23 protein-coding genes, 1 tRNA gene and 1 pseudogene are annotated in these 24,325 nt (G+C 71.6%); 12 read left to right on the top strand and 13 right to left on the bottom strand.

What is annotated here, in order from left to right; genetic code table 11:
* The first annotated feature begins 190 nt into the window (after positions 1-190).
* Positions 191-1,597 carry a glycosyltransferase family 39 protein gene (locus IF04_RS0124495; RefSeq protein WP_245654496.1) on the top strand — a complete coding sequence of 469 codons (1,407 nt, stop codon included), beginning with the start codon at positions 191-193 and terminating at the stop codon, positions 1,595-1,597.
* A 60-nt stretch (positions 1,598-1,657) separates the two neighbouring features.
* Here IF04_RS0124495 and recQ read toward each other — a convergent pair whose 3' ends face one another.
* Both recQ and IF04_RS0124505 read right to left on the bottom strand, forming a co-directional pair.
* Complete coding sequence (recQ, locus tag IF04_RS0124500) at positions 1,658-3,736, bottom strand: DNA helicase RecQ (protein WP_078600733.1); 2,079 nt, start codon at positions 3,734-3,736, stop codon at positions 1,658-1,660.
* A gap of 147 nt (positions 3,737-3,883) precedes the next feature.
* A complete protein-coding gene (locus IF04_RS0124505) occupies positions 3,884-4,636 on the bottom strand; it encodes an excalibur calcium-binding domain-containing protein (protein ID WP_078600735.1) in 753 nt (250 codons plus the stop codon).
* A gap of 319 nt (positions 4,637-4,955) precedes the next feature.
* Between IF04_RS0124505 and IF04_RS0124510 the strand changes: the two genes are divergently transcribed.
* Positions 4,956-6,041 (top strand): terpene synthase family protein, encoded by a 1,086-nt coding sequence (locus IF04_RS0124510; RefSeq protein WP_051831532.1) that lies wholly within the window; start codon positions 4,956-4,958, stop codon positions 6,039-6,041.
* 208 nt (positions 6,042-6,249) lie between these two features.
* Positions 6,250-6,480, top strand: a complete 231-nt coding sequence (locus tag IF04_RS0124515) for a hypothetical protein (protein ID WP_030261830.1) — start codon at positions 6,250-6,252, stop codon at positions 6,478-6,480.
* Between the two features lie 96 nt (positions 6,481-6,576).
* Here the strand turns inward: IF04_RS0124515 and IF04_RS0124520 are convergent, their stop codons facing one another.
* The 7 genes and pseudogenes from IF04_RS0124520 to IF04_RS39145 form a co-directional block, all read right to left on the bottom strand.
* Positions 6,577-7,368 carry an ABC transporter permease gene (locus IF04_RS0124520; protein ID WP_245654497.1) on the bottom strand — a complete coding sequence of 264 codons (792 nt, stop codon included), beginning with the start codon at positions 7,366-7,368 and terminating at the stop codon, positions 6,577-6,579.
* 259 nt (positions 7,369-7,627) lie between these two features.
* Positions 7,628-8,341: pseudogene (locus IF04_RS0124525) on the bottom strand (ABC transporter ATP-binding protein); the annotation flags it as partial.
* A gap of 228 nt (positions 8,342-8,569) precedes the next feature.
* Positions 8,570-9,640: a polyprenyl synthetase family protein gene (locus IF04_RS0124530; RefSeq protein WP_245654498.1), complete on the bottom strand. Its 1,071-nt coding sequence runs from the start codon at positions 9,638-9,640 to the stop codon at positions 8,570-8,572.
* A gap of 287 nt (positions 9,641-9,927) precedes the next feature.
* Positions 9,928-10,545 (bottom strand): GOLPH3/VPS74 family protein, encoded by a 618-nt coding sequence (locus IF04_RS0124535; protein ID WP_030261839.1) that lies wholly within the window; start codon positions 10,543-10,545, stop codon positions 9,928-9,930.
* Positions 10,546-10,656: 111 nt separating this feature from the next.
* Positions 10,657-10,729: transfer RNA gene (locus IF04_RS0124540), tRNA-Arg, on the bottom strand.
* Positions 10,730-10,860: 131 nt separating this feature from the next.
* The gene (locus IF04_RS0124545; protein ID WP_030261842.1) at positions 10,861-11,163 is read right to left on the bottom strand and encodes a hypothetical protein; all 303 of its coding nucleotides are present in this window, start codon (positions 11,161-11,163) and stop codon (positions 10,861-10,863) included.
* Positions 11,160-11,318: a hypothetical protein gene (locus IF04_RS39145; RefSeq protein ID WP_169746153.1), complete on the bottom strand. Its 159-nt coding sequence runs from the start codon at positions 11,316-11,318 to the stop codon at positions 11,160-11,162. The genes IF04_RS0124545 and IF04_RS39145 overlap by 4 nt, the downstream gene beginning before the upstream one ends.
* Positions 11,319-11,456: 138 nt before the next feature.
* Between IF04_RS39145 and IF04_RS0124555 the strand changes: the two genes are divergently transcribed.
* Complete coding sequence (locus IF04_RS0124555; RefSeq protein WP_030261844.1) at positions 11,457-12,086, top strand: TetR family transcriptional regulator; 630 nt, start codon at positions 11,457-11,459, stop codon at positions 12,084-12,086.
* 45 nt (positions 12,087-12,131) lie between these two features.
* Here the strand turns inward: IF04_RS0124555 and IF04_RS0124560 are convergent, their stop codons facing one another.
* The gene (locus tag IF04_RS0124560; protein WP_106975663.1) at positions 12,132-13,565 is read right to left on the bottom strand and encodes a M6 family metalloprotease domain-containing protein; all 1,434 of its coding nucleotides are present in this window, start codon (positions 13,563-13,565) and stop codon (positions 12,132-12,134) included.
* Positions 13,566-13,830: 265 nt separating this feature from the next.
* On the opposite strand from IF04_RS0124560, the gene IF04_RS0124565 reads away from it, so the two are divergent.
* Together IF04_RS0124565 and IF04_RS0124570 are read left to right on the top strand one after the other, a co-directional pair.
* Positions 13,831-14,484, top strand: coding sequence for a TetR/AcrR family transcriptional regulator (locus IF04_RS0124565; protein WP_030261849.1), 654 nt, complete (start codon positions 13,831-13,833; stop codon positions 14,482-14,484).
* A gap of 140 nt (positions 14,485-14,624) precedes the next feature.
* Positions 14,625-16,151, top strand: coding sequence for an MFS transporter (locus tag IF04_RS0124570; RefSeq protein WP_030261851.1), 1,527 nt, complete (start codon positions 14,625-14,627; stop codon positions 16,149-16,151).
* Positions 16,152-16,232: 81 nt separating this feature from the next.
* Here IF04_RS0124570 and IF04_RS0124575 read toward each other — a convergent pair whose 3' ends face one another.
* Entirely contained in the window at positions 16,233-16,730 is a 498-nt protein-coding gene (locus IF04_RS0124575; RefSeq protein WP_030261852.1) for a MarR family winged helix-turn-helix transcriptional regulator, read from the bottom strand.
* 145 nt (positions 16,731-16,875) lie between these two features.
* Here IF04_RS0124575 and IF04_RS0124580 point away from each other — a divergent pair, with 145 nt between their 5' ends.
* Both IF04_RS0124580 and IF04_RS0124585 read left to right on the top strand, forming a co-directional pair.
* On the top strand, positions 16,876-17,301 hold the full coding sequence (locus IF04_RS0124580) for a pyridoxamine 5'-phosphate oxidase family protein (protein WP_030261853.1): 426 nt from the start codon (positions 16,876-16,878) through the stop codon (positions 17,299-17,301).
* 54 nt (positions 17,302-17,355) lie between these two features.
* Complete coding sequence (locus IF04_RS0124585) at positions 17,356-17,883, top strand: pyridoxamine 5'-phosphate oxidase family protein (protein WP_051831534.1); 528 nt, start codon at positions 17,356-17,358, stop codon at positions 17,881-17,883.
* Positions 17,884-17,938: 55 nt separating this feature from the next.
* On the opposite strand, the gene IF04_RS0124590 is transcribed toward IF04_RS0124585, so the two are convergent.
* Positions 17,939-18,358 (bottom strand): hypothetical protein, encoded by a 420-nt coding sequence (locus IF04_RS0124590; RefSeq protein WP_030261857.1) that lies wholly within the window; start codon positions 18,356-18,358, stop codon positions 17,939-17,941.
* Between the two features lie 53 nt (positions 18,359-18,411).
* Positions 18,412-18,972, bottom strand: coding sequence for a GNAT family N-acetyltransferase (locus IF04_RS0124595; protein ID WP_030261859.1), 561 nt, complete (start codon positions 18,970-18,972; stop codon positions 18,412-18,414).
* A gap of 189 nt (positions 18,973-19,161) precedes the next feature.
* On the opposite strand from IF04_RS0124595, the gene IF04_RS0124600 reads away from it, so the two are divergent.
* From IF04_RS0124600 to IF04_RS0124615, 4 genes are all read left to right on the top strand, one after another.
* A complete protein-coding gene (locus IF04_RS0124600) occupies positions 19,162-20,163 on the top strand; it encodes a sigma-70 family RNA polymerase sigma factor (RefSeq protein WP_030261862.1) in 1,002 nt (333 codons plus the stop codon).
* Positions 20,164-20,415: 252 nt separating this feature from the next.
* Positions 20,416-21,177: a DeoR/GlpR family DNA-binding transcription regulator gene (locus IF04_RS0124605; RefSeq protein ID WP_030261865.1), complete on the top strand. Its 762-nt coding sequence runs from the start codon at positions 20,416-20,418 to the stop codon at positions 21,175-21,177.
* The gene (gene pfkB, locus IF04_RS0124610; RefSeq protein WP_030261868.1) at positions 21,174-22,121 is read left to right on the top strand and encodes a 1-phosphofructokinase; all 948 of its coding nucleotides are present in this window, start codon (positions 21,174-21,176) and stop codon (positions 22,119-22,121) included. Before IF04_RS0124605 ends, pfkB begins: the two co-directional genes overlap by 4 nt.
* 88 nt (positions 22,122-22,209) lie before the next feature.
* On the top strand, positions 22,210-24,267 hold the full coding sequence (locus IF04_RS0124615; protein WP_030261870.1) for a PTS fructose transporter subunit IIABC: 2,058 nt from the start codon (positions 22,210-22,212) through the stop codon (positions 24,265-24,267).
* The last annotated feature ends 58 nt before the right edge of the window (positions 24,268-24,325 follow it).

Below are 24,325 nucleotides of genomic sequence, written 5' to 3' on the forward strand. Positions count from 1 at the left end.
GATTCCGACCGCTCGGGAGCCCGCCATCGATACCGCGCTGAACGTCCGGACCGCCACGGGACACGTACGCGCCGAGCCCGCACCCTGGACCAGGGTCGTACCGGCGCCGTGCGCGCTGGCGCTGGCGCTGGGCCTGTGGGGCATCCGCCGCCAGGGCAGCATCTGGCGCGACGAGGTCGTCACGTACGACATGGCGCACCGCAGCCTCCCCGAGCTGTGGGGCACGCTGCAGAACGTCGACGCCGTGCACGGCTTCTACTACCTCTTCATGCACGCCGTCTTCGACGTCTTCGGCGGCGACGTCCTCGGCGGTGGCGTCCTCGGCGGTGGCGTGGTGATCCTGCGGCTGCCCTCCGTACTGGCGATGACCGCGGCCGCCGCGGGGGTCGCGCTGCTGGGGGCGCGGGTGGCCGGGGAGCGCGCGGGCGTGGCGGCGGGGCTGGTCTTTCCGCTGCTGCCGCTCGTGCAGGAGTACGCGCAGGAGGGCCGGTCGTACGCGCTCGTCTGCGCGCTGGTCACCTGGTCCACGTACTTTCTCGTCCGGGCGCTCGCCGCGAGCCCTGCCACCGTGGACGCGCGGCGACTCGGGCTGTTCGGCGTGCCCGGTGCCGCGCGGCGCTGGTGGACCGCGTACATGGTCGTGACACTGGCCGCCTGTCTGCTGCACGAGTTCGCCGTGCTGGTGCTCGCGGCGCACGGTGTGACGGTGGTGCTGGCCGGCGTGCCGGGCGCGGTCCGTGGCGCCGTCCGCCGGACCTGGCTCGTCGCCGCCGGGATGGTGGCCGCCGGTCTCGCGCCGCTCGCGCTGTTCAGTACGGGGCAGTCGGCCCAGCTCAGCTGGGTCCTGTGGCCCGATCCCGTGCAGCTGATGACCTTCGGGGTGCTGGCGGCGGTGGGCGTGGTCTGCGCCCGCGTACCCGTACGGACGCGGGGGCCGGTCCGGCTGCGGCCGCTCGCGCTGCCGCTGCTGATCGTGCCGCCGGCCGCGCTGATGCTGCTCTCCCAGCTCCAGCCGATGTTCGTCGACCGCTACGTCCTCTATTACCTCGTCGGCTTCGCCCTCCTGATGGGCGCCGCGCTGGACCGGGCGTTCCGGCCGCTCGTGGGCGACGGCCGGGCCCGCAGGCGGCGCGCGGTGTGGGCGCTGGTGGCCGTACTGGTGGCGCTGCTGCCCGCCGCCGCGTACCTGCGCACCCCGGAGAGCCGTAAGGACGACGCCACGGCCGTCGTCCAGGCCGTACGGGCCGTGGCGGAGCCCGGTGACGGGCTGCTCTTCATGCCGGCCAGGCGGCGGGTGTGGACCCTGTCCGAGCCGGAGCGCTTCCGCGACCTGACCGACCTGGCCCTGTCCCGGTCGCCGGACTCCTCGCACTCCCTGTACGGGACCGAGGTGCCCGCCGACCGCATCCGGGCCCGGATGCTCGGCACCGAGCGCATCGTCGTACTCAGCGACCCGCGCGGCCAGCCGGAGGACCGGACCTCCCGGGAGATCGCCAAGCGCACCACCCTCCGCGACGCCTTCATCCCGTGCCGAGCCCAGGACGTCACCGGGGCCCGCATCACGGTGTACGCCCGCCCGGGGCACTGCGACGGCTGACGCCTGACGGTGCCGGGGGCTGACCGCGGCGTTGGGCCCGTCCGTCGCGCCCTTCGTCTCCTACCAGTCGTCCATGGGCGGCTCTTCCATGTCCCAGTCCCAGGGCTCGTCGGGCTCAGGAGCAGCGGCCTTCCCGCCGGCCGTGGCAGCACCGGCCGTGGCAGCGCCGGCCGTGGCAGCGGCGGCCGCCACCGGGGCACCGCCGGTCACCGGGGCACCGCCCGCCGGGCCGTCCGCGAGGACCTCCAGGATCGACTCGCCGTACTTCGCGAGCTTGTTCTCGCCGACGCCGTTGACCTTGCCCAGTTCGGCCGTGGTGGACGGCCGGGCCGTGGCGATCTCGCGGAGCGTGGCGTCGTGGAAGATCACATACGCCGGGACGCCCTGCTCCTTCGCGGTCGCCCCGCGCCACGTCCGCAGCGCCTCGAACACCGGCAGCGCCTCCGCCGGCAGATCGACCGGCGCGCGCTTGCCCTTCGCGGCCTTCGCCCTGGCCGCCCGGGCCGGCTTCTCCGGCTCGCGCCGCAGCAGGACCTGGCGGTCCCCGCGCAGCACCTCGCCGCTCGTCCCGGTCAGCACCAGCGTGCCGTAGTCCCCCTCGACCGCCAGCAGCTGCTGCGCCAGCAACTGCCGTACGACGCCCCGCCAGTCGGCCTCCCGCAGATCGGCCCCGATCCCGAACACGCTCAGCGCGTCATGGTCGAACTGGATGACCTTGGGGGTCTTCCGGCCCATCAGGATGTCGACGATCTGGCCCGTGCCGAACTTCTGCCCGCGCTCGCGCTGCAGCCGGACGACCGTCGACAGCAGCTTCTGCGCGGGCACCGTGCCGTCCCAGGACTGCGGCGGCGCCAGGCACGTGTCGCAGTTGCCGCAGGGCTTGCTCTGCTGGCCGAAGTACTCGAGCAGCCGCACCCGCCGGCACTCCACCGTCTCGCACAGCGCGAGCATCGCGTCGAGGTGCGCCGCCAGCCGCCGCCGGTGCGCCTCGTCCCCCTCGGAGCCGTCGATCATCTTCCGCTGCTGGACCACGTCCTGCAGGCCGTATGCCAGCCAGGCCGTGGACGGCAGGCCGTCCCGTCCGGCGCGACCGGTCTCCTGGTAGTACCCCTCCACCGACTTCGGCAGGTCGAGGTGGGCCACGAAGCGGACGTCCGGCTTGTCGATGCCCATGCCGAACGCGATGGTGGCGACCACCACGAGGCCGTCCTCGCGGAGGAAGCGCGACTGGTGGTGCGCGCGCGTACGCGGGTCGAGACCGGCGTGGTACGGCACGGCAGCGATGCCGTTCTCCACCAGGAACTGGGCGGTCTTCTCTACGGACGCGCGGGAGAGGCAGTACACGATGCCGGCGTCCCCGGCGTGCTCCGTACGCAGCAGGTCCAGCAGCTGCTTCTTCGGCTCGCTCTTGGACGCGATGCGGTACTGGATGTTCGGCCGGTCGAAGCTGGCGACGAAGTGCCGGGCCTGCTCCATCCGCAGCCGCGACGTGATCTCGGTGTGGGTGGCTTCGGTGGCCGTGGCGGTGAGCGCGATCCGGGGGACATCGGGCCAGCGCTCGTGCAGCATCGACAGGGCGAGGTAATCGGGGCGGAAGTCGTGGCCCCACTGAGCGACGCAGTGCGCCTCGTCGATGGCGAAGAGGGAGATCTTTCCCCGGTCCAGCAGGCCGAGCGTCTGCTCGACGCGCAGCCGCTCCGGCGCGAGATAGAGCAGGTCCAGCTCGCCGGCCAGGAACTCCGCCTCCACCAGGCGGCGCTCCTCCATATCCTGCGTGGAATTCAGGAATCCGGCGCGCACGCCGACCGCGCGCAGCGCGTCGACCTGGTCCTGCATGAGCGCGATGAGGGGGGAGACGACGACGCCCGTGCCGGGCCGCACGAGCGAGGGGATCTGATAGCAGAGCGACTTGCCGCCGCCGGTCGGCATGAGGACGACGGCGTCGCCGCCGCCGATGACGTGCTCGACGATCTCCTGCTGGCTGCCGCGGAACGCGTCGTACCCGAAGACCCGGTGCAGCACCTCCAGGGCCTCACCGCCCGGCGCCCCACCGGTCCGCGCACCCTCGCCTCCGCCCGGGCCGGCGCCTGCGCCCGCGCCACCCGGATCTTGGTCCAGCCCACCGTCCACGTCGTTCATGCCAGGCAGCTTACGAGTCCGAACCACCCCGCCGCTGAGCCTGTGGATAACTCCCTCCGACCGAGACAGTCAGGGAGCGGGCGGCCGCGGAACGGCGTGGGCGATGTCACGCGAAACAGCAGCCCGGGACCGCGCGCCGGCTGAAGATCACGGGTCGTACGGTTCGCAGGCCGTGCCGTCATGATCGCGGTCCAGGTGCTCCGCGTACCCCGGTTCGCCGGACTCGATCGGGGCCACGCCCGCCTCGCGGGCATCGGCGCAGACCTCGTAGTACGGCGCCTCCCCGGGTTCCTCGGGCACCGATCCGGGCTCCTCGGGCGTCACCCCAGGCTCCTCGGGCGTCGATCCGCCGGCGTCCCGGATCGACGCCCCGGTGATGACGCCGTCGGCCACGGTGTACGTACCGGCGAAGGAGCGCACCGTGCCGTCCGTCTGCAGGGCATCGAGATGGACGCTGACCTGCCCGCCCTCGACGCCGAGGATCTGGACGCTGTCGTGCGCCGTGTCGGCCAGCCCCTCGGTGAACGTGCTGTACGAGCCGCCGAGGTTCTTGCCGCCCAGCGCCCACGCCTGCTGGTAGTCGCCCGCATTGATCGCGTCGAAGTACGCCTCGACGGTGGCCGCGGGGTCACGGACGGTCGCAGGAGCCGATGTCCGCGGCCCTTCCGACTGCTGCGATGGCGGCGGAGTGGGGGCGGCGGAGGAGGCGGGGTCGGGCGGTGGCGAGGAGCCGGGCCGGGTGGTGACCGTCGCCGTGCTGGTCACCGTCTTGGAGGTGCTGTCGGGCGACTCCCCCGAAGAGCAGCCGCCGAGGACCAGGGCGACCACGGCCGACCCTGCCAGCAGGCCCGCGGCGCTCCGTGCGCGGGCTGTACCGAATGTGCGGGACCGGTGCCCCATAAAGATCACCCACCATCACCCACCACCGTGGGCACGGGCACTGCTCTTCGGGGGCCACATGGCGCACCCTGTGCGTCGGTCCGGATGCCCGTTGGCTTCATTGTCCGCTTCGCGCGGCCGCCGCGCCTGGGGAGCGACGCCGCGGCCGCCCGACGACCCCACGGGCCCATCGCCCGTGACCGTCAACCTCGGACAACTTCTGCCCTGTTAGGGGGGAATGCTTGCCAGGGGCATGTAGGTCGCGGACGCCCGACGGCGGCCGTTGCAGGATGAGGCACGTTCGTGCCGTCGTCGTCAGCAAGGGCAAGAGGTGCTGTTCATGGCCATGACCGTCAACGAGATCGATCTCCCGCCGATCTTCTGCCCCCTGGAATCCGCCCGGCACCCGCGTGCCCACCTCGTCGACGAACGGGCCAGGGAGTGGATCCGGACCAGCCCCATGTGCACGACCGACGAGGAGCGCACGTGGGTCGCCGCCTCGTGCAGTACCGACTTCTTCGCCCGCTTCGCCCCCGATGCCGCCACCGACGACCGCCTGCTGTGGACCTCCCTGTGGGTGTACTGGGGCTTCGCCTTCGATGACCACCGGTGCGACAACGGCCCGTTCAGTAACCGGCCCGCCGCGTTCAGCGCGCTGGCCGGCCGTGTGCAGCGCGCGCTGGAGGCGCCGTCCGCGCGGGACGAGTCGGACGGGTTCATCCCGGCTCTGCAGGAGATCGCGGCACAGTTCCGGTCCTTCGGTACCCCCCTCCAGGTGCGGCGGTTCGCCGCCGCCCACCGCGCCTGGCTCTCCGGCGTGACCTGGCAGATCGGCAACGCCGCGGCCGGCCGGATGCCGGGCCTGGACGAGTACGTCGCCATGCGGCTGCTGTCGGCGGGCGGCGAACCGCCGTTCGCCATGCTGGAGCTGGCCACCGGCCTGGAGGTGCCCGCCCAGGACTTGGAGCGGCCGGCCGTCCGCGCGCTCACCGAGATGGCCATCATGGTCGCGGCGCTGGACAACGACCGGCACTCCCTCCGCAAGGAGTTGGCCCGCGGCCAGACGGATCAGAACGTCTACAGCGTGCTGATGCAGGAGACCGGGCTGCCGCTCCAGGAGGCCGTCGCGGCCGCCACCCGGCTGCGCGACCGCGTACTGCTGCGCTTCATGGCCGTGCACGACCGGGTGCGCCCGGGAGCCGGACTGGAGCTGAGCACTTACCTGCAGGGGCTGCGGTACGGCATTCGGGGCAACGCGGAGTGGGGGCTCCGGGTGCCGCGTTACCTGAGCCTGGGGCGCGTACCGGACCCCATGGACGAGGCGCCCCTGGAGTGGGCCGAATCGCCCGCGGACGACGACCGGTCGGCGCCCCGGGGGCTGCCCACGGTGGCGTGGTGGTGGGACGACGCGCTGCTCGGAGTTTGAGGTCTCGTCCCTCAGTTTTGAGGTCCGTCTCTCAGTTTTTCACGAAAATCGATTTTCTGCTGTCTTCTCAACTTCCCTTGTTTTCCAGCCCTGTCGTACCCCTTTGAGGGAAGAAACGCGGAAACTCCGGGAAGCCCGTGATTGCGACCGGTGCCGCTATTAAGGTTTCGGTGTCCGGCAGAAATCCCGCCCCACACAAGGAGAATTCATGTCGTTCCTGCGACGTGCCGCGGCCGCATCCGTGATCGCTGTCGCCCTCGCCACGTGCGGAGCCGCTCCGTCCGCGCTGGCTGCCCCGTCCACGTCGTCCGCGTCCGCCACGGTTCCCTCGGACGGGGAGCCCGGCGCCCGCCCGATCCAGATGGGCCCGTTCATGTTCCCCTCCACGGGCCAGCTCCAGGGCGGGTTCGGCTGGAACACCTCGGGTGGTGGGTACTGAGGCCGGTACAGGCACAAGTACCGGCAAGACGCGGTGAGGTGGGTCCGGCAGCCGTGCCGGACCCACCTCACTGTCGTGCTTGCTCGATTTCGGCGCTCAGCGCTTGAGCGTGGCCGCGCTGGCGAGCAGTACGACGATCACGCACCCCAGGATCAGCAGTGCGTCCCGCACGAAGAGGCCGGTCACCCCGTCGTGCCGGGCGGCCTCGCCGGCGGCCTGGACCGCGTACGTCATCGGCATCACCTTGGCCACCGCCGAGAGCCCGTCACTCATGTCCTCGCGCGGCACGAACAGGCCGCATACGAGGAACTGCGGCAGCACCCCGGCCGGCAGGAACTGCACCGCCTGGAACTCGTTCCGCGCGAACGCGCTGACCAGGAGGCCGAGCGCCAGCCCGAGCAGCGCTCCCAGCATCGCGATGATCATGAGCAGATACGGCGGCCCCTTGATGTCCAGCCCGAGCGGCCCCACGGAGAGCAGCGTCGCCAGTACGGCCTGGAGCAGCGCCAGGAAGCCGAACGCCAGGCTGTAACCGAGCACGATGTCCAGCCGCTGCACCGGCATGGTCAGCAGCCGCTCGGCGGTGCCCGAGGTGCGCTCGCGCAGCGTGGAGACCGAGGCGACCAGGTACATCACGATGAGCGGGAAGATCCCGAAGACCTGCGGACCGATGCGCTCGAAGGCGCCGTCCGCGTCGTCGAACATCAGCTTGAGGATCACCATCAGCATGCACGGGATCGCGAGCATGAGCGCGACGCTGCCGCGGTCGCGGACGATCTGCTGCAGCACCCGGTGCGCAGTGGCGAGGGTGATACCCGGGGTGAGCGGCAGGGCGCGGGCGGTGCGGACCGCCCGGGACACGACCGACGGCCGGTACTCGGTTCTCACGTTATGGACCTCGGCACTCGGTTGCGAAGAATGACGCGTGGGGGTCGGGGAGCAGGTCACCGTCGAAGAGCGGCTGGGCGAAGAGCGGCTGGGAGGGGGGCGGGACGGAGCTCGGGGGAGCGGGGGCGGGGATCGACTCGTCGGCCGGCTCGTAGGCCGTCTCGGGGGCCCTCTCGGGGTGCGATGGCGTCGGTACGGAGTCCGTGGGATCCGGTACGGAATCGAGGCGGACCGGTACGGAATCGGAACCGGCCGGCGCCCCAGCCCCCTCCGGCCGCACCAGCCGCATGAACGCGCCCTCCACGCTCGCGCAGCCCGTGTGTGCCAGCAGTTCCGACCGCTCGCAGGAGGCCAGCAGCCGGCCGTCGCGCATGAGCAGCAGTCGGTCGCAGCGGTCGGCCTCGTCCATGACGTGACTGGAGACGAGCAGGGTGGTGCCCTCGTTGGCCAGCCGCCGGAAGACGGCCCACAGTTCCTGCCGGATGAGCGGATCGAGGCCCACCGTCGGCTCGTCCATGACCAGCAGCTCCGGCGAGCCGAGCAGCGCGACGGCCAGCGAGACGCGCGAGTACTGGCCGCCCGACAGCCGGCCGACCGGCTGGTCGGCCCAGTCCGCCAGGTCGACCTCCTTCACCACCCGCACCACGGCGTTCTCCCGGCGCCAGCCCCGCAGCCCCAACGCGGCCGAGAAGTACCGCAGGTTCTCGAGAACCGTCAGGTCGGTGTAGACGGACGGCGCCTGGGTGACATACCCGACGCGCGTCTCCAGGGCCGCGGCACCGGCCGGATGGCCGAGTACCTGGACATGTCCCGCCGCGCAGGCCTGAATTCCGACGACGGACCGGAGCAGCGTGGTCTTTCCGCAGCCGCTGGGGCCGAGCAGGCCGACGATCGCACCGCGGGGCGCGGCGAAACTGATGTCGTCGAGCAGGGCCCGGTCCCCGCGCGCGACCCGGAGGCCGTACACACTGATCGCCGGAGGCCCGTCGGCCGACGCCTTTTTCGCGTGAAGGGTGTGCTGTCTCTGTTCCAAAAATCCGCCGCCCCCGGCTGGGTCCCGCAATATCCGCCAAGAAAGCGCAATCGCCACTGGAAGAAACGGCTGCGGGCCTTAATGGGTTACGTCCCCGACCGTATCGATCGCGCACGTCACCAAATTTCGGTTACTCGGCCGGCCGCCCATGAGTTACCCGGTCGGCCATCAGTGATCCCGCCGCGTCATCAGCATCGCGAGATCGTGCAATTGCCGGTACACCGACGGTACGGGCTCCGCGCGGGCCAGCGCCCGCATCGCGGCGCCCACCTGCCGCCTGGCCTCCACCGCGGTCGCCTCGCGCCCGCCGGCCTCTTCGATCAGCTCGGTGGCCGTCACGATGTCCGCGGCCGACAGCGGCTCCGTACGGTCGTACAGCTCCGCCAGCCGCCGCCCGGCGGGCCCCGTGTCGGCGAGTGCGACGACCACCGGCAGCGACTTCTTCCGGGCCGCGACGTCCGCGCCCACCGGCTTTCCGCTGCGCAGCGTGGTGCCCCAGATGCCCAGCAGGTCGTCCACGCACTGGAAGGCGATGCCCAGGTGCCGGCCGAAGTCCCGCAGCCCGGCGGTGCGCGCCTCGGACGCGCCGGCCAGCAGCGCCCCGAGTGCGCACGCGCAGCCCATCAGTGCGCCCGTCTTCCCGGCCGCCATTTCGAGGTACTCCTCCGCGCGCACCCGGGGCGTGCTCTCGAAGGCCACGTCCTGGCTCTGGCCGCGCAGCAAGTGGTCCAGCGTGCACGAGAGTTCCTTGGTGGCCGCCGCGGCGTGCGGGGTGGAGTCGGCGGCCAGTACGGCCAGGGCGCTGATGAGCAGGGCATCACCGGTCAGCACCGCGGCCGGCGTGCCGTACTGCCGCCACACGGCGGGCCGGTGGCGGCGCAGCGGGTCCGCGTCGATGACGTCGTCGTGCAGCAGTGAGAAGTCGTGTACGAGTTCGACCGCGACGGCCCCCGGGACCACGCTGTCGGCGGGCGCGCCGACGGCCAGCGCGGACAGGAAGACCAGGGCCGGGCGTACGGCTTTCCCGCCGCGCTCCGTGGCCGGCTCGGCGGCGGCGCTCCCGTCGGCGCCGTTCCAGCCGCGGTGATACCCGGCGACCTCCCGCTGCGGCGCGGGCAGTTCCTCGACGACCCGGCGCAGCGCGGGAGTGACGAGCTCCCGCGCCCACCCGAACAGGGCCGCGTCGGCGGCAGGCGTGCTCCGGGGCGCGGCGGCGGCCATACTGCTCAGCGCGGACACGTACGCCCCCCGTCCGTGGTCGTCGTACAGGGTCCGTCGAACGAGCGCTGGCGCGTGAAAAGTTCGTATGGCACGCATCCCAGCTAAGCGCGCCCACCCGCGCAAATCCCCCCGCGGCCCGCCCCACCACCCCAAGATCACTGAAGCGGCGTAAGAACTCCCGCGCCACCGCGCTCATCACACAGTTCCGTCCCTCAACTTCACATGGGCACAAGGAACTTGATAAAACGTTCCGCCGCGCCATTCCCTCCCCCGGGACGGCCAACGCACTGTCGGCGGTGGTCCCGTCAGATCCCGCGCCAGACATTGTCGAAGGCGGCGTCCTCGATGGCCCGCCGCTGCCGCACGGCCTCCAACTCCCGCAACGCGTCATCGACGACGGCCAGCACGGTCACCACCGCCTCATCGCCCGCACCGCCGCCCGCGCTCGTCGAGTCCCCACCCTTGTCCTCGCCGATTCCGACGGCCGAGGCGAGAGCCGCGAGGGTGGGCTCACTCGATGCCCACCGGTCCGCCGCCCGGCGGCGCTCGGGCGAATCGACCGGCACCGCCTGACCGGCCCCGGCGAGCGTCCAACGGCGCCGCTGCCGGGCGACCTGCCCTTCCGCCTCAAGCGCGGCCAGATACGTCGAGTACAGCCCTCGGCCCCGCCGCCACAGCCACTCCTCGACCGATTCGTAGGGCATCTCCCGAACAAGCGCCGCCGCGGCATCGTCCAACAGCCGGTCCTCTATCGCCGGCCGATACCCCGGCACGATGTCCTCACCGTCCAGCGCGACGGCCTGGGCGGCCAGCAGATCGATCAACTCGGCCCCCGCCAGCGCCAGCGACAGCTCACCTTGCTGCAGCGGACGACTGGCCGGCACATCCAGGGCAATGATCACCAGATCCCGTGCTGTGGTCATGGACAACTCCATCCCAAACGCACTCGTAACCCAACGACTGCCGACCCGCCCAGGCTAGACAACAAAGGCCAGTTCAGAGGTTGAACACCTCTGAACTGGCCTTTCTTCGCGTGCCCCCGGCAGGATTCGAACCTGCGACACCCGCTTTAGGAGAGCGGTGCTCTATCCCCTGAGCTACGGAGGCGGGGCGGTCAGCGGTGGTGCGGTGCCCGGGTGGGTGGGCGGTGCGTGCACCATCGGCCGGCCGTGAACAGGGTAGCGGATGGGGTCGTGCCCGGTCTCGCCACTGGGTGATCAAGCCTTGTGGTCGGTGGCTCAGGTGGGGAAGTTCCAGCTGATGGTGCCGTCGGCGGTGACCAGGGCGGCCAGGACGACGAGGTCGGCGAGGCCCAGGGTCATGCCGAGGAGGGCGCGGCCGCGGCGGTCGGTGCCTCGGAAGAGGGCGAGGGCCCCCAGGGTCAGCGAGAGCGGGCCCAGGATGACGTTCATGACGAGCAGGCCCACCAGGCCCAGGACGAAGGAGGCCACGGCCATGCCGTCGGCCTGGTTTCCCTTGCGGCGGCTCTCAGTACGCGAGGTGGTCTCGGTCTCGTACGTGCGGTGGGTGAGCGTGGTCATCGACGGGCCCCCTTCGTGCGGTACTCGCGGATGGCGAAGATCAGCAGCCAGACGGCGATCGCGGCGGCCGCGGTCAGTGTCGCGTCGAGCGGGAGGTGTGCCGCGGTGCCCAGCAGGACTCCCAGGAGGAGCAAGGCTGCGACGAGGAAGATCATTTCTGGCCCTTCCGGGTGAGGTGAGTGGCCTTGATCGACGGTTAGGTGAACAGTTGGTGTGACAGTTGTTCACTGACTTACGAGTCTAGCGCGACCCCGGGGTGGATCGTGTCGGAGAACGGATGTTTACTGAATGGCATGAGTCACACCATCGGCGTCCGGCAGGCCCAGAAGCAGAAGACCCGGCAGGCGCTCCTCGATGCCGGGCTGCGGCTGCTGGCGGAGCAGAGCCTGAGCAGCCTCGGGCTGCGCGAGGTGACGCGGATGGTGGGGGTGGCGCCGGCGGCGTTCTACCGGCACTTCCGGGACATCCCCGACCTGGGCGTCGCGCTGGTCGAGGAGTCGCTCGGCAGCCTGCACGTCGTGATCCGCGCGATCCTTGCCGAGCAGCCCGGTGCCGAGGAGCGCATCGACCGTACGGTCGCGGTCGTCGAGCAGTACGTACGGGAGAACCCGGCGCACGTCCGGTTCATCGCGCGGGAGCGGCACGGGGGCGTGCGCGCCGTGCGGAAGGCGATAGCCGCCGAACTGGCGCGGTTCGCCGCGGAGGTGGCGGCGGGGCTCCGGGAGCAGCCGGTGTCGGACGCCTGGAGCGACGACGACGTGCTCATGCTCGCCGAGATGTACGTCGATCATCTGGTGATGACCGCGTCGGCGATCCTGGATGCCGCGGATGATGATGACGCGGTGGCTTGTGACCGGATCGCTGAGCGAGCCCGCAGGCAACTCCGGCTCATTAGTTTGGGGCGGTTGCACTGGACGGATTGAGGGACGACGGCGAGCGAATGAAGTCTCCTGGCGCCCTCAGTGCCCTCAGTCCCGTTTCGGTGTCGTGATGCGTACTCGGAAGGTGTCCGAGGAGGGGGGCTCCTGGACCGAGACCGTGATGCCGGCCGCGCGGAAGGTCTGGCCGGGGCGGTACGTGGCGTCGGTCAGGCCCGCGCGGACGTTCGGGTCCTTGCGGTAGCAGCCGGCGCTCTTCGGGGTGGCGTCGGAGACGCGTACCGGGCCCCTGCCCGAAGGGGTGTCGGTGGAGACGCGGTAGATCAGGACGCCCGGGCGGCACGCGGTCGGGTCGAGCGGGCCGGTGCGGCGGGCCTCCACGACGTACGCGCGGTACCGGGAGACCGGGACGACCGCAATCTTTTTGCCGCCGGGTACGGCGGCCGGGGTGAGCCGGTGCGTGGTGACCGAGCCGGGGCTGCGTACGCAGTCCACCTGATCCGGGGCCAGCCAGCCGAGCTTCCACTTGTGCCAGCCCAGGAAGTCGTTCTCCGGGCCCCAGTCGACGTCCATGGGGTCCCAGTGGCCCACCGGGTGCGGATCGGCGCGCCCGTCGGTGAAGTACAGGTCCGGCAGGCCGAAGGAGTGGGCGTTCTCGTGGTTGAGGACGCGGTAGGCGCTCGGGCCGGTCTGCCGGCTCCAGATGAACGAGATGTTCTTGAGCTGCGTACCGTCGCCCGTCCGCAGGCCCAGCGGGCCGCCGCTGAAGGTGACGGACCAGACGTTCCGGGTCGCGGGCGGGCCGGCGTTCGGTGTGACCAGGACGTTGACCAGGTCGTAGGCGCGGAAGTCCACGTTGCGGTCGACGGCGCGCACGATCTCCTTCGCCACCGCGTAATAGCCGTTCTTCGAGGCGGGGTTGAAGGAGGTGCCGCGCCCGATGTCGTACGAGGCCAGCGGGCGGGACATCCGTATCCACTTCAGGACGGGTGTCGAGCGGTAGTCGAGCTTGCCGTAGGAGCTCTGGCGGAAGAAGCGCGGGACGGCCGGGAAGAACTCGCCGTAGCGGGCGCGGGGGCTTATTCCGGCGCGTACGTCGGGGAAGTCGATGAGCACCGTGAGGGCCCGTACGCGGCCGGTGGCGCGCGTGAAGCCGCGGGGAGTCGCGGCCGCCTCCGATACGCCGGTGAGGGTGCCGGGGAAAGCGCCGGGGAGGGCGCAGGGGCCGGAGGGGAGGGCCGCGGAGGGGGCGCGAGGGGAGCGCGTCGGCGAGCTCGCGGGGGAGTGCGGGGGAGGCGCTGAGGAAGACGTCTCGTGCGCGGGTGTCCCCGCCTTCGTGCCCGTCGGGTGGGGAGCGGGGGCGTCCGTCCGGTCCCGGGTGTCCGGGGGCGGGGAGGTGGCAGGCCGGCTGTCGCCGTGCCGGGCGGTGCCGGCGGGGCGGGGCGCGGCGGTGTTGAGCGCCGGTACGGCCAGCGTGGCCGCCAGCGCCGTGGTCGCGAGCAGGGCGGACGGTATCTGCCTCATGTGCTCACCCTGGGACGGCGGGCGGCGGCCTGCCCGTCGGGTTACGTCATCCGGTGACGGGGGTGGATTTCGCGGGGGCGAGGGTGAGTGACGCAGGTCACAAGGGGTGAGGGAAATAACCGGGGAGCGGGTCCCCGTTTAACCAGGCGTCCGAGCGAAACGGGGACCCGCTCCCCGGTTTCGCCCCGCAGGCCAGGAAGTACCCGTAAGACAGGCCGCAAGAGGCCGTAAGAGCTCCGCAAGCACCCGGAGGGAGTGAGCCGACGTGACCGTCACCCCGACCCCCGCCGCCAAGGCGGCCCAGCCCCGACTGCGGGCCGATGCGCAGCGCAACCGGGAGCGGATCGTCGCGGCCGCTCGCGAGATCATGGTCGAGCACGGGGCCGCTGTCCCGCTCGACGAGGTCGCCCGCCGGGCCGGCGTCGGCAACGCCACCCTCTACCGGCACTTCCCGGACCGCGCCGACCTGATCCACCACGTCACGCTCTCCGTCATGGACCGCACGGCGGACCGTGCGGAGCGCGCGCTCGCGGCGGAGGGCGACGCGTTCCAGGCGCTCCGGGTCTTCGTGCACGCCGCCGTCGAGGAGCGCATCGGAGCGCTCTGTCCGCTCCTCTCCGACGGCGTCGACAAGGACCACCCCGACCTGCTCGCCGCGCGGGACCGCCTGGAGCGGGCCGTCGAGGCCCTCATGGGTGCCGCGCGCGAGAGCGGCCGACTGCGCACCGACATCGCCGTCGGTGACCTGATGGTCGCGATCACCCAGCTCACGCGGCCGCTGCCAGGGTCCGGCTGCGTCGACTTCGACCGCTTCGTGCACCGCCATCTCCAGCTGTTCCTGGACGGCCTGATGGCGCCCGCGCGCTCCGAACTCCCGGGGTGTGCGGCCACGTTGGAGGACCTCCGGCAAGGTCGGTGACCCTCTGCGTGCCGCCCGGCGCGGCCGCCGACCCGCACCTCGTACTGCGTAACGCGTAACTCGTAATCCGCACTCCGCACTCCGTACTCCGTAACCGTCCCCGGATCTTTTTCTCTCCGCATCACTAGGTGGGCCCGCTCATGCCTGAAACAGTCAAGAACATCCCAAATGTCGACCCGAGACGCTGGAAAGCGCTCATATTCATCGCCCTCGCCCAGCTCATGGTCGTGCTCGACGCGACGATCGTGAACATCGCGCTGCCCTCCGCCCAAGCGGACCTCGGGATCTCCGACGGGAACCGGCAGTGGGTCATCACCGCGTACGCCCTCGCCTTCGGCGGGCTGCTGCTCTTCGGGGGCCGCGTCGCCGACCTCTGGGGCCGTCGGCGCACCTTCGTCATCGGCCTGATCGGCTTCGCCCTCGCCTCCGCGCTCGGCGGTGCCGCGGGCAGCGCCGGGATGCTGCTCGGCGCCCGCGCGCTGCAGGGCGTGTTCGGCGCGCTGCTCGCCCCGGCCGCGCTCTCGCTGCTCGCGGTGACCTTCACCGAGGCGCGCGAACGTGCCAAGGCGTTCGGCATCTTCGGTGCCATCGCCGGTGGCGGCGGCGCCGTCGGGCTGATCCTCGGCGGCGTGCTGACCGAGTACCTGGACTGGCGCTGGACCTTCTTCGTGAACATCCCCTTCGCCGTGGTCGCGGCGGCCGGCGCGCTGCTGGTCATCCGGGAGCCCGCGGAAGGCCGTAACTCCTCCCGCCTCGACGTGCCCGGCGTCCTCCTCGCCACGGCCGGACTGGTCTCGCTGGTGTACGCGTTCACGCGTGCTGAGTCCGACGGCTGGAGTGCCACCCCGACCATCGGCCTCTTCGTGGCGGCCGTCGTGCTGCTGCTGGCCTTCGTGGTCGTGGAGTCGCGGGTGAAGGCGCCGCTGCTGCCGCTGCGCGTGGTCACCGACCGCAACCGCGGTGGCGTCTACGCCTCGCTCGGCCTCGCCGTGATCGGCATGTTCGGTCTCTTCCTCTTCCTGACCTACTACTTGCAGATCGTGAAGGGGTACACGCCGGTCGCGACCGGTCTGGCCTTCCTTCCGATGATCGCGGGCATGATCACCGGCTCGACGCAGATCGGTGCCCGGCTGATGACCCGGGTCCGGCCGCGGCTCCTGATGGCCCCCGGCTTCCTGCTGGCCGCGATCGGCATGCTGTCGCTGACCCGGATCGACCTGGACACGTCCTACCCGGCGCTGATCCTGCCCTCGTTCCTGCTGCTCGGCCTCGGTATGGGCACGGCCTTCATGCCGGCCATGTCGCTGGCCACGCACGGGGTGCAGCCGCAGGACGCCGGTGTGGCGTCGGCGATGGTCAACACCTCGCAGCAGGTGGGCGGCGCGATCGGTACGGCGCTGCTGAACACCATCGCGGCCGGCGCGACCGCGGCGTACGCGACGGCGCACGCGGCCGGTGCACGCTCCGCCGACGTCCTCAAGCTGCAGTCGATGGTGCACGGCTACACGACCGCCATCTGGTGGGCGGCGGGCATCCTGCTCCTCGCGGCGGCGATCGCGTTCGTCTTCGTCACCACGGGGCGGCCCGGTGCCGGTACGCCGGTGGCGAGCTCGGCGGACGGTACGGGCGCGGCCGAGGACGTGCCGGTACCGGTGATGGCGCACTGACGCAGACGTGAAGAAGGGGCGCTCCCGAGGGGCGCCCCTTCCGCGTGCTCCGCGTGCGCTCTGCCGCCCGCTACGCGGTGCTCAGCGCAGCCAGGGCAGATCGGCGCCCTGCGGCTGCAGGCCGTCCGCCACCGACCGGCAGATCTCGGCGAGTTGGCGTACCTGCTCCGGGGACAGCCGGTCGAACAGCGCGGCCCGTACGGTCGCGACGTGGCCCGGCGCGGACTCCTCCAGGACCTTCATGCCCTCGTCCGTGAGCACGGCGTTCTGGCCGCGCTTGTCGGAGGGGCAGTCCTCGCGGCGGACCCAGCCGTTCTTCTCCAGGCGCGCGATCGCGTGCGAGAGCCGGGACCGGGTGATCTTGGCGTTCTGGGCCAGCTCGGTCATCCGCAGCCGCCGCCGCGGCGCCTGGGAGAGCTGGACGAGCAGGCCGTAGTAGATGTGCGGCATGCCGGCATCGCGCTGCAGCTGCCGGTCGAGGTGGTCTTCCAGAAGCGTGGTGGCGTGCAGGTACGACTGCCAGGCGTACTGCTCCTCGTCGCTGAGCCAGCGCGGCTCACCGGCCATGTCGTTGCTCATACCATCCACTGTCTCATTGCCCGTGGCGTTCTTGAAGATTTAACAACGAAGTGGACGGCCGTTATGCCCGTGCCCACGCCGGAATGCCCTGCGGCTGCCCTTCGTTGTGGAGGTGTCACGCACTCGACGCCCAGGAGGCGCAGCGATGCCGCTCACCGTGGAAGAACGTGACCAGTTGCTCGCCGAGCCGCACGTAGCCGTGCTGGCCGTGGATTCGGGGAGCGGACGCGCTCCCCTGGCGGTGCCGATCTGGTACAGCTACCGCCCCGGCGGCGGCTTCCTGGTCTTCACCGGCCGTACGTCCCGCAAGGCGCGGCGCATCGAGGCGGCGGGGCGGTTCTCGCTGGTCGTGCAGCGCACCTCGCCGACGTACCGGTACGTCATGGCGGAGGGGCCGGCGAAGCTGGTCCCGGTCACCGTCGAGGACGTCGAGGAGGTGGCCGGGCGGTACGTGCCGCCGGAGGGCGTGGCGGAGTACGTACGACAGGCGCTCTCCGGGGACGGCGACGAGATGGTCGCAGTCCTGCTCACCCCGGAGCACTGGATCTCGGCGGACGCGGGACCTTCCTGAGACTGTTCGTAAAGCCTGACGGAAGGTGTCGGGTATCCCCGTCAGTCTGAGGCCATGACGAACACGGTGGCGACGACGCACACGAAGGCAGCGGGCTGGTCGGAGTTCTCCGCGGCGGAGCCCGCGCTCGCGGGGTGGGTGGAGCGGCGGTTCGGCGCGTACCGGCACCATGTGCTGGCGACGCTGCGCGCGGACGGTTCGCCGCGGCTGAGCGGCCTGGAGGCCGACTTCCGGGGCGGGGAGCTGTGGCTCGGCATGATGCCCGGGTCGCGGAAGGCGCTGGACCTGCGGCGCGATCCCCGGTTCGCGCTGCACGCCAATCCGGGTGCCGGTGACGGCATGGCGGACGGGGACGTACGGATCGCGGGGCGCGCCATGGAGGTCACCGAGGCGGACGTGCTCGCGCGGTACGCGGACGAGGCCGGGGCGCCGCTGCCGTTCCACCTCTTCCGGGCGGAGCTGACCGAGGTGGTGCGGACGTACGTCGAGGACCCGCACATCGTGCTGGTGACCTGGCGCCCGGGGCGTGCCGTGCGCACCGTACGGCGCGGCAACGACGACGCCCCGCCGACCGTCGACTGAGAACGCCCCGCCGACCGTCGACTGACGGCGGTCGGCGGGGCGCACGCGGTGGGGGCTACCGTCGCGCCCCCGGAGTGCCGTGTGTACGGAAGAGGTACAGGGCCACGACCAGCATGATCACGCCGAACAGGGCGCCCATGCCCGACGCCTTCAGCACCGTCGAGGTCCCGGCGAGGCTGTAGAGGAAGCCCATCGTGGCGCCGAACATCACGCCGTACGAGAGGGCGCGGACCTCGGTGATCATGCGGGACTGGCTGTGCATCAGGGCCAGCCCGAGGACCACGGTCACCGCGGTGGCGATCAGGCCGAGCACGAAGGCGTGGACGCTGGACGAGCCGGTGCTGTGGTCGAGCAGTCCCGCGTAGATGCCGTAGGCGATGCCGCCCGCGACGGGAACACCGGTCGTGACGGCCACGTGGTGGCGGGGCGCCGCGGCCGTGGTGGCCGTGGAGCGGGTGCGAGCGTGCGTCTGCATGACGGCTCCTCTCTCTCGCCCTCCCTCCAGGCGACACCCGGGCGCGGCCGCCGTCAACCGGAGCCGGGATCGTTCTCGTACCCGGAGCCCAGCTCCTTCTCGTACCAGGCCACGTCCCAGTAGCGGCCGAATTTGCGGCCGACCTCCGCGAACGTACCGACGTGCCGGAAGCCGAAGCGGGCGTGCAGGGCGGCCGAGCCGGGGTTGGGCAGCGCGATGCCCGCGTACGCGCGGTGCACGTCCTTGCCCTCCAGGGCCTCGAAGAGCGCCTTGTAGAGCAGGGTGCCGACGCCGCGGCCGGTCGCTTCGGGCGCGAGGTAGACCGTCGTCTCCACGGACGTGCGGTACGCGGGCTTGGGGCGGAAGGGGCTGGTGGTGGCGTACCCGAGGAGGCGCCCCTGCCGCGCGCCCGCGTTCTCCCGGGCAACCAGAAGGCGGTGCGGGCCGTCTTCGGGGTGGGAGAGGAGCCAGGGGCGCCGCTCTTCGGGGGTGAAGGGCTCGGTGTCGAATGTGATCGCTGTCTCACGGACGTAGTGGTTGTAAAGCTCCGTGAGGGCCGCCAGATCGGCCTCGATGCCCGGCCTGACCTGCACTTCCCTGCACTCCAGCGGCATGTGGCCTCCCTCGGTGGGGACGCAGGGTACTGCATGATCAGAAAAACGACGGGTCGCCATGGGAATTCTGTCCGGTTTCCAGCCGTTGTTTCCTTCAGACGGGGGCACCCGGGCCCCGGCAGACCGCAGGGATCAGGTGTCCCGGCCGCCACCATCCCGCGACCGACTCATCGCAGAGGGAGCACACGCATGGCAACCCGTGCCGTCGCCCGTCGTCAGCCCACCACGAGCGGTGCTGAGACGGCAAACAGCGTTCGCGCCGTAGGCGGGGAGATCGCCGACCGCGACCTGGTCGGCATGTACCTCGACGAGATCGCGCGCACGCCACTGCTCGACGCCGCGAAGGAGGTCGAGCTGTCGCAGACCATCGAGGCGGGTGTCTATGCCCGGCAGATCCTGGACGGCGAGGTGACCGACGGCAACGCCGCCGGCGCGACGCCCGAGGAGCTGCAGGCGCTGGCCGACGAGGCCGAGAAGGCCAAGGACGTCTTCATCCGTTCCAACCTCCGCCTGGTCGTAGCGGTCGCCCGCCGCTATCCGCGGAGCGGCCTGCCGCTGCTGGACCTGATCCAGGAGGGGAACGCCGGCCTGGTGCGCGCGGTCGAGAAGTTCGACTACGCCAAGGGCTTCAAGTTCTCCACGTACGCGACGTGGTGGATCCGCCAGGCGATCACGCGGTCCATAGCCGACCAGTCCCGTACGATCCGGCTGCCCGTCCACCTGGTCGAGGAGCTGGGCCGGATCCGCCGTGTGCAGCGCGAGTTCAACCGCGAGCACGGCCGCGACCCGGAGCACGCGGAGATCGCCGCCGAGCTGGGCGCCAAGCCCGAGCGGATCAGCGACGTCCTGGACTGGGCCCGCGACCCCGTCAGCCTGAACATGTCCGTGGACGACGAGGGCGAGACGCAGTTCGGTGACCTGCTGGAGGACACCTCCGCGGCGTCGCCCGAGCAGTCCGTGCTCACGCTGCTGCGCAGCGAGGAGCTGGAGGACCTGATCGACCGTCTCGACGGCCGCACCGCCTCGATCATCAAGGCGCGGTACGGCATCGAGGACGGCCGCGAGCGGACCCTGACCGAGGTCGGCAAGCAGCACGGCCTGACCCGTGAGCGGATCCGCCAGATAGAGAAGCACGCGCTGCTGGAGCTGAAGCGCATGGCGCACGACACGGGCTTCGACGCCGCGGCGTAAACGCTTCTTCACCCCATAACGGGACCTCGCCCGCAGCGGGTCCCCCCAGTACGAGCCCCGGCACCCTCCCCCGAGTGCCGGGGCTCTTTGCTGTCCATGCGCGGTGGGCCTTGTAGATCCCTTGGATGGGATGCCCGTTTGTGTCTGCCCATTGCCCGAGTCTGTTTACTTTGCAGAAATCCGGGCGTAGCCTGCTGGTGAAACCACACGTTCGGGCATCGTACGGACAGGAACGGAACGGACCCAGGTCGCATGTACGCAGCGGAACGACAGCAGGAGATCCTGCGCCTCGCCCGGGACAGCGGGCGGGTCGACGTCCTCTCCCTCGCCGAGGAATTCCAGGTCACCGCCGAGACCGTGCGGCGCGACCTGAAGGCGCTGGACCGCGCCGGACTGGTCCGGCGGGTGCACGGCGGGGCCATACCAGCGGGCCGGCTGGACTTCGAACCGGACCTCGCCGAGCGGGACACCGTCGCGGCCGACGAGAAGGACCGCATAGCGCGCGCCGCGCTCGCCGAGCTGCCCGACGACGGCAGCGTGATCCTGGACGCGGGCACCACCGCGGCCCGGCTGGCCGCCGAGTTCCCGCTGGAGTCCGACGTCACCGTCGTGACCCACGGCCTCCCGGTCGCCGCCCGCCTCGCCGACCACCCCGGGCTCACCCTGCACCTCGTCGGCGGCCGCATCCGGCACCGTACGCGGGCCGCCGTGGACGACTGGGCGCTGCGCGCCTACCGCGAGATCAACGCCGACGTCCTCTTCCTCGCGACGAACGGCTTCTCGCTGGAAGGCGGCCTGACCACGCCCGACCTCGCCGAGGCCGCCGTCAAGCGGGCGGTGATCGCCGCCGCCCGGCGGGTCGTGCTGATCGCCGACTCCTCGAAGTTCGGGCAGCAGCACTTCGCCCGCTTCGGCGACCTCTCCGACGTCGACGTCCTGATCACCGACACCGGGCTCAGCCCCGAGAACGCCCTCGCCATCGAGCGCGCGGGCACGGAAGTAGTACGCGCATGATCCTCACCGTCACCCCCAACCCCAGCCTGGACCGCACGTACGAGGTGCCCGCTCTGGAGCGCGGCGCCGTGCTGCGGGCCGGCGCCGACCGGGTCGACCCCGGCGGCAAGGGCGTCAACGTCTCCCGGGCGGTCGCGGCCGCCGGGCACGAGACGCTCGCCGTGCTGCCGGTCGGCGGCCCGGCCGGACAGGCGCTCGCGAACCTGCTGGTGGCCGAGGGGATAGAGGTCGCGCCGGTCCCGGTCGCCGGGGCCACCCGCTCCAACATCGCGGTCGCCGAGCCCGACGGCACCCTTACGAAGATCAACGCGTCCGGCCCCGAGCTGTCGGCGGCCGAGTCCGAAGCGCTGCTGGAGACCGTACGGGAGCGCTCGGCGGGCGCCGCCTGGATCGCCTGCTGCGGCAGCCTGCCGCGCGGGCTGGCGCCCGAGTGGTACGCCGATCTGGTCGCCCGCGCGCATCGGGCCGGGGCCCGGATCGCCCTGGACACCTCGGGCCCGTCGCTCACCGCGGCACTGCGCGAGCGCCCCGACGTGGTCAAGCCCAACGCCGAGGAGCTGGCGCAGGCCGTCGGTCGGCCGCTCGCCACGATCGGCGACGCGGTGAAGGCCGCGGAGGAGCTGCGGACGCTCGGCGCGCGGGCGGTATTGGCCTCACTCGGCGCGGACGGGCAGCTGCTGGTCGACGCGACCGGGGCGTATTACGGCTGCGCCGAGGTGGATGTCGTGCGCAGCAATGTCGGTGCGGGGGACGCCTCGCTGGCGGGGTTCCTCGCGGCCGGTGGTACGGGGATCCGTGCGCTGGCCGAGGCGGTGGCGCACGGCGCGGCTGCGGTGCAGTTGCCGGGGAGCGTGATGCCGACGCCTGCCGACCTGCGGCCGTCGGACGTGACGGTGACCGATGTAGTCCCGGTCGACCGCCCGCTGACGGAGGCCGTGTCATGAACGGTTCTGTGCGTCGGGGTCGCCCGCCGTTCGATTGTCCTCAAACGCCGGACAGGCTGGATTTGCCGGTTTCTGAAGGGAGCCCGCGATGAGTGAGCTGATCACCGCGGATCTGGTCGATCTCGACCTGTCCGCCGACACCAAGGAAGCGGCCGCCAGGTCGCTGGCCGAACGGATGGTGGCGGCCGGTCGCGTCACCGACCTGGAGGGATTCCTCGCGGACGTGGCCGCGCGCGAGGCCCAGATGCCCACCGGCCTGGACGGCGGCATCGGCATCCCGCACTGCCGGAGTGCCCATGTCACCGAGCCGACGCTGGCCTTCGGGCGCAGCGCCGCCGGCATCGACTTCGGCGCCGCGGACGGCCCGGCCGACCTGGTCTTCCTGATTGCCGCGCCGACCGGCGGCGACGCCGACCACCTGTCGATCCTCTCGACGCTGGCCCGGCACCTGATGGACACCGAGTTCACCGGCGCCCTGCGCTCGGCGGACGACCCGGAGCGGGCGGCCGCGCTGGTACGGGGCGACGAGCCCGAGGCCGCCGAGGCCCCCGAGCCGGAGCCCGCGGCCGAGGCCGCCGAGCCCGAAGCGGAGACCCCGGCAGCGGAGGCCCCGGAGACGCCGGATGCCCCGGAGCCCGAGGCCGCCAGTACGTTCAAGATCGTCGCTGTCACTTCCTGTCCCACCGGCATCGCGCACACCTACATGGCCGCCGAGTCGCTGACGAAGGCGGGCGAGGACGCCGGCGTGGAGCTGGTGGTCGAGACGCAGGGATCGGCCGGGTTCACCCGGCTCGACCCGGCGCTGATCGAGGCCGCCGACGGCGTGATCTTCGCGCACGACGTGGAGGTCCGGGACCGGGAGCGGTTCGCGGGCAAGCCCGTCGTCGACGTCGGCGTGAAGGCGGGCATCAACCGCCCCGCCGAACTGATCGCCGAGGTACAGGAGAAGGCGGCGCGCGGCGAGGTCGGCGCGCCGGCCGCGCACCGCGACGCGCCCATGGACCGGGGCGGCGAGGAGACCGACGGCTACGGCACGCGGCTGCGCAAGTGGCTGATGACCGGCGTCAGTTACATGGTGCCGTTCGTCGCCGCGGGCGGTCTGCTGATGGCCCTGGCCTTCGCGATCGGCGGCTACGAGATCAACAAGGCGCCGTCCGTCGCCGAGCACTTCATCTGGACCGAGACCGGCAGCTGGGCCGCGCTGCTCTTCCAGATCGGCAATGTGGCCTTCACCTTCCTGGTGCCGGTGCTGGCCGGATTCATCGCGTACGGGATGGCCGACCGGCCGGGGCTCGTACCGGGCTTCGTCGGCGGCTCGATCGCGCTGACGATCAACGCGGGCTTCCTGGGCGGACTGATCGCCGGTCTGGTCGCGGGCGCTGTGGTGATGGCGATCCAGCGGGTGAGGGTGCCCGCGCCGCTGCGCGGCATCATGCCGGTGGTGGTGATACCGCTGGTCTCCTCGGCGGTGGTCGGGTTCCTGATGTTCCTGGTCATCGGCAAGCCGATCGCCGCGCTCCAGAAGGCGCTGACCGACTGGCTGTCCGGCCTGACCGGCGCCAACGCGATCATCCTGGGCGTCATCCTCGGCCTGATGATGTGCTTCGACCTCGGCGGCCCGCTGAACAAGGTCGCGTACGCCTTCGCGGTCGGCGGCCTGGCCAACCCCAACGACGGCAGCCTGAAGGTGATGGCCGCGGTGATGGCGGCCGGCATGGTCCCGCCGCTGGCGATGGCGCTGGCCACGACGGTGCGCGGCAAGCTGTTCACCAAGGCCGAGCAGGAGAACGGCAAGGCCGCCTGGGTGCTGGGCGCTTCGTTCATCACCGAGGGCGCGATCCCGTTCGCCGCGGGCGACCCGCTGCGCGTGATCCCGTCGGCGATGGCGGGCGGCGCGGTGACCGGTGCGCTGTCGATGGCGTTCGGCTGCACGCTGCGCGCCCCGCACGGCGGCATCTTCGTGGTCCCGCTGATCGGCCAGCCGCTGCTGTACCTGGTGGCGATCGCCGCCGGCGTGGCCGTCAGTACGGCTCTGGTGGTCGTCCTGAAGGGGATGCGCAGGACCGGTACGGAGGCGGTGGCCCCCGCCGCGGAAGGCGAGCCGCAGTCGGCCGCCGAAGCGAAGAGGGAGCCGGTCGCGGCCTGAGAGCCGACGCCTTCCCCTCCCAAGAACACACCACCCCGCTGCCAGTGCCCGGCAGCGG

The sequence above is a fragment of the Streptomyces violens genome, assembly GCF_000717745.1.
GTDB lineage: Bacteria > Actinomycetota > Actinomycetes > Streptomycetales > Streptomycetaceae > Streptomyces > Streptomyces violens.

Excerpts from the sequence above, each read along its gene's own strand:
- IF04_RS0124555 (WP_030261844.1), top strand. The coding sequence starts at position 11,457 with ATGAGTCACACCATCGGCGTCCGGCAGGCCCAGAAGCAGAAGACCCGG.
- pfkB (WP_030261868.1), top strand. The coding sequence starts at position 21,174 with ATGATCCTCACCGTCACCCCCAACCCCAGCCTGGACCGCACGTACGAG.
- IF04_RS0124505 (WP_078600735.1), bottom strand. The coding sequence starts at position 4,636 with ATGGGGCACCGGTCCCGCACATTCGGTACAGCCCGCGCACGGAGCGCC.
- IF04_RS0124580 (WP_030261853.1), top strand. The coding sequence starts at position 16,876 with ATGCCGCTCACCGTGGAAGAACGTGACCAGTTGCTCGCCGAGCCGCAC.
- IF04_RS0124515 (WP_030261830.1), top strand. The coding sequence starts at position 6,250 with ATGTCGTTCCTGCGACGTGCCGCGGCCGCATCCGTGATCGCTGTCGCC.
- recQ (WP_078600733.1), bottom strand. The coding sequence starts at position 3,736 with ATGAACGACGTGGACGGTGGGCTGGACCAAGATCCGGGTGGCGCGGGC.
- IF04_RS39145 (WP_169746153.1), bottom strand. The coding sequence starts at position 11,318 with ATGATCTTCCTCGTCGCAGCCTTGCTCCTCCTGGGAGTCCTGCTGGGC.
- IF04_RS0124590 (WP_030261857.1), bottom strand. The coding sequence starts at position 18,358 with ATGCAGACGCACGCTCGCACCCGCTCCACGGCCACCACGGCCGCGGCG.
- IF04_RS0124585 (WP_051831534.1), top strand. The coding sequence starts at position 17,356 with ATGACGAACACGGTGGCGACGACGCACACGAAGGCAGCGGGCTGGTCG.
- IF04_RS0124615 (WP_030261870.1), top strand. The coding sequence starts at position 22,210 with ATGAGTGAGCTGATCACCGCGGATCTGGTCGATCTCGACCTGTCCGCC.
- IF04_RS0124545 (WP_030261842.1), bottom strand. The coding sequence starts at position 11,163 with ATGACCACGCTCACCCACCGCACGTACGAGACCGAGACCACCTCGCGT.
- IF04_RS0124600 (WP_030261862.1), top strand. The coding sequence starts at position 19,162 with ATGGCAACCCGTGCCGTCGCCCGTCGTCAGCCCACCACGAGCGGTGCT.
- IF04_RS0124560 (WP_106975663.1), bottom strand. The coding sequence starts at position 13,565 with ATGAGGCAGATACCGTCCGCCCTGCTCGCGACCACGGCGCTGGCGGCC.
- IF04_RS0124605 (WP_030261865.1), top strand. The coding sequence starts at position 20,416 with ATGTACGCAGCGGAACGACAGCAGGAGATCCTGCGCCTCGCCCGGGAC.
- IF04_RS0124535 (WP_030261839.1), bottom strand. The coding sequence starts at position 10,545 with ATGACCACAGCACGGGATCTGGTGATCATTGCCCTGGATGTGCCGGCC.
- IF04_RS0124575 (WP_030261852.1), bottom strand. The coding sequence starts at position 16,730 with ATGAGCAACGACATGGCCGGTGAGCCGCGCTGGCTCAGCGACGAGGAG.
- IF04_RS0124510 (WP_051831532.1), top strand. The coding sequence starts at position 4,956 with ATGGCCATGACCGTCAACGAGATCGATCTCCCGCCGATCTTCTGCCCC.
- IF04_RS0124495 (WP_245654496.1), top strand. The coding sequence starts at position 191 with ATGGCGCACCGCAGCCTCCCCGAGCTGTGGGGCACGCTGCAGAACGTC.
- IF04_RS0124595 (WP_030261859.1), bottom strand. The coding sequence starts at position 18,972 with ATGCCGCTGGAGTGCAGGGAAGTGCAGGTCAGGCCGGGCATCGAGGCC.
- IF04_RS0124570 (WP_030261851.1), top strand. The coding sequence starts at position 14,625 with ATGCCTGAAACAGTCAAGAACATCCCAAATGTCGACCCGAGACGCTGG.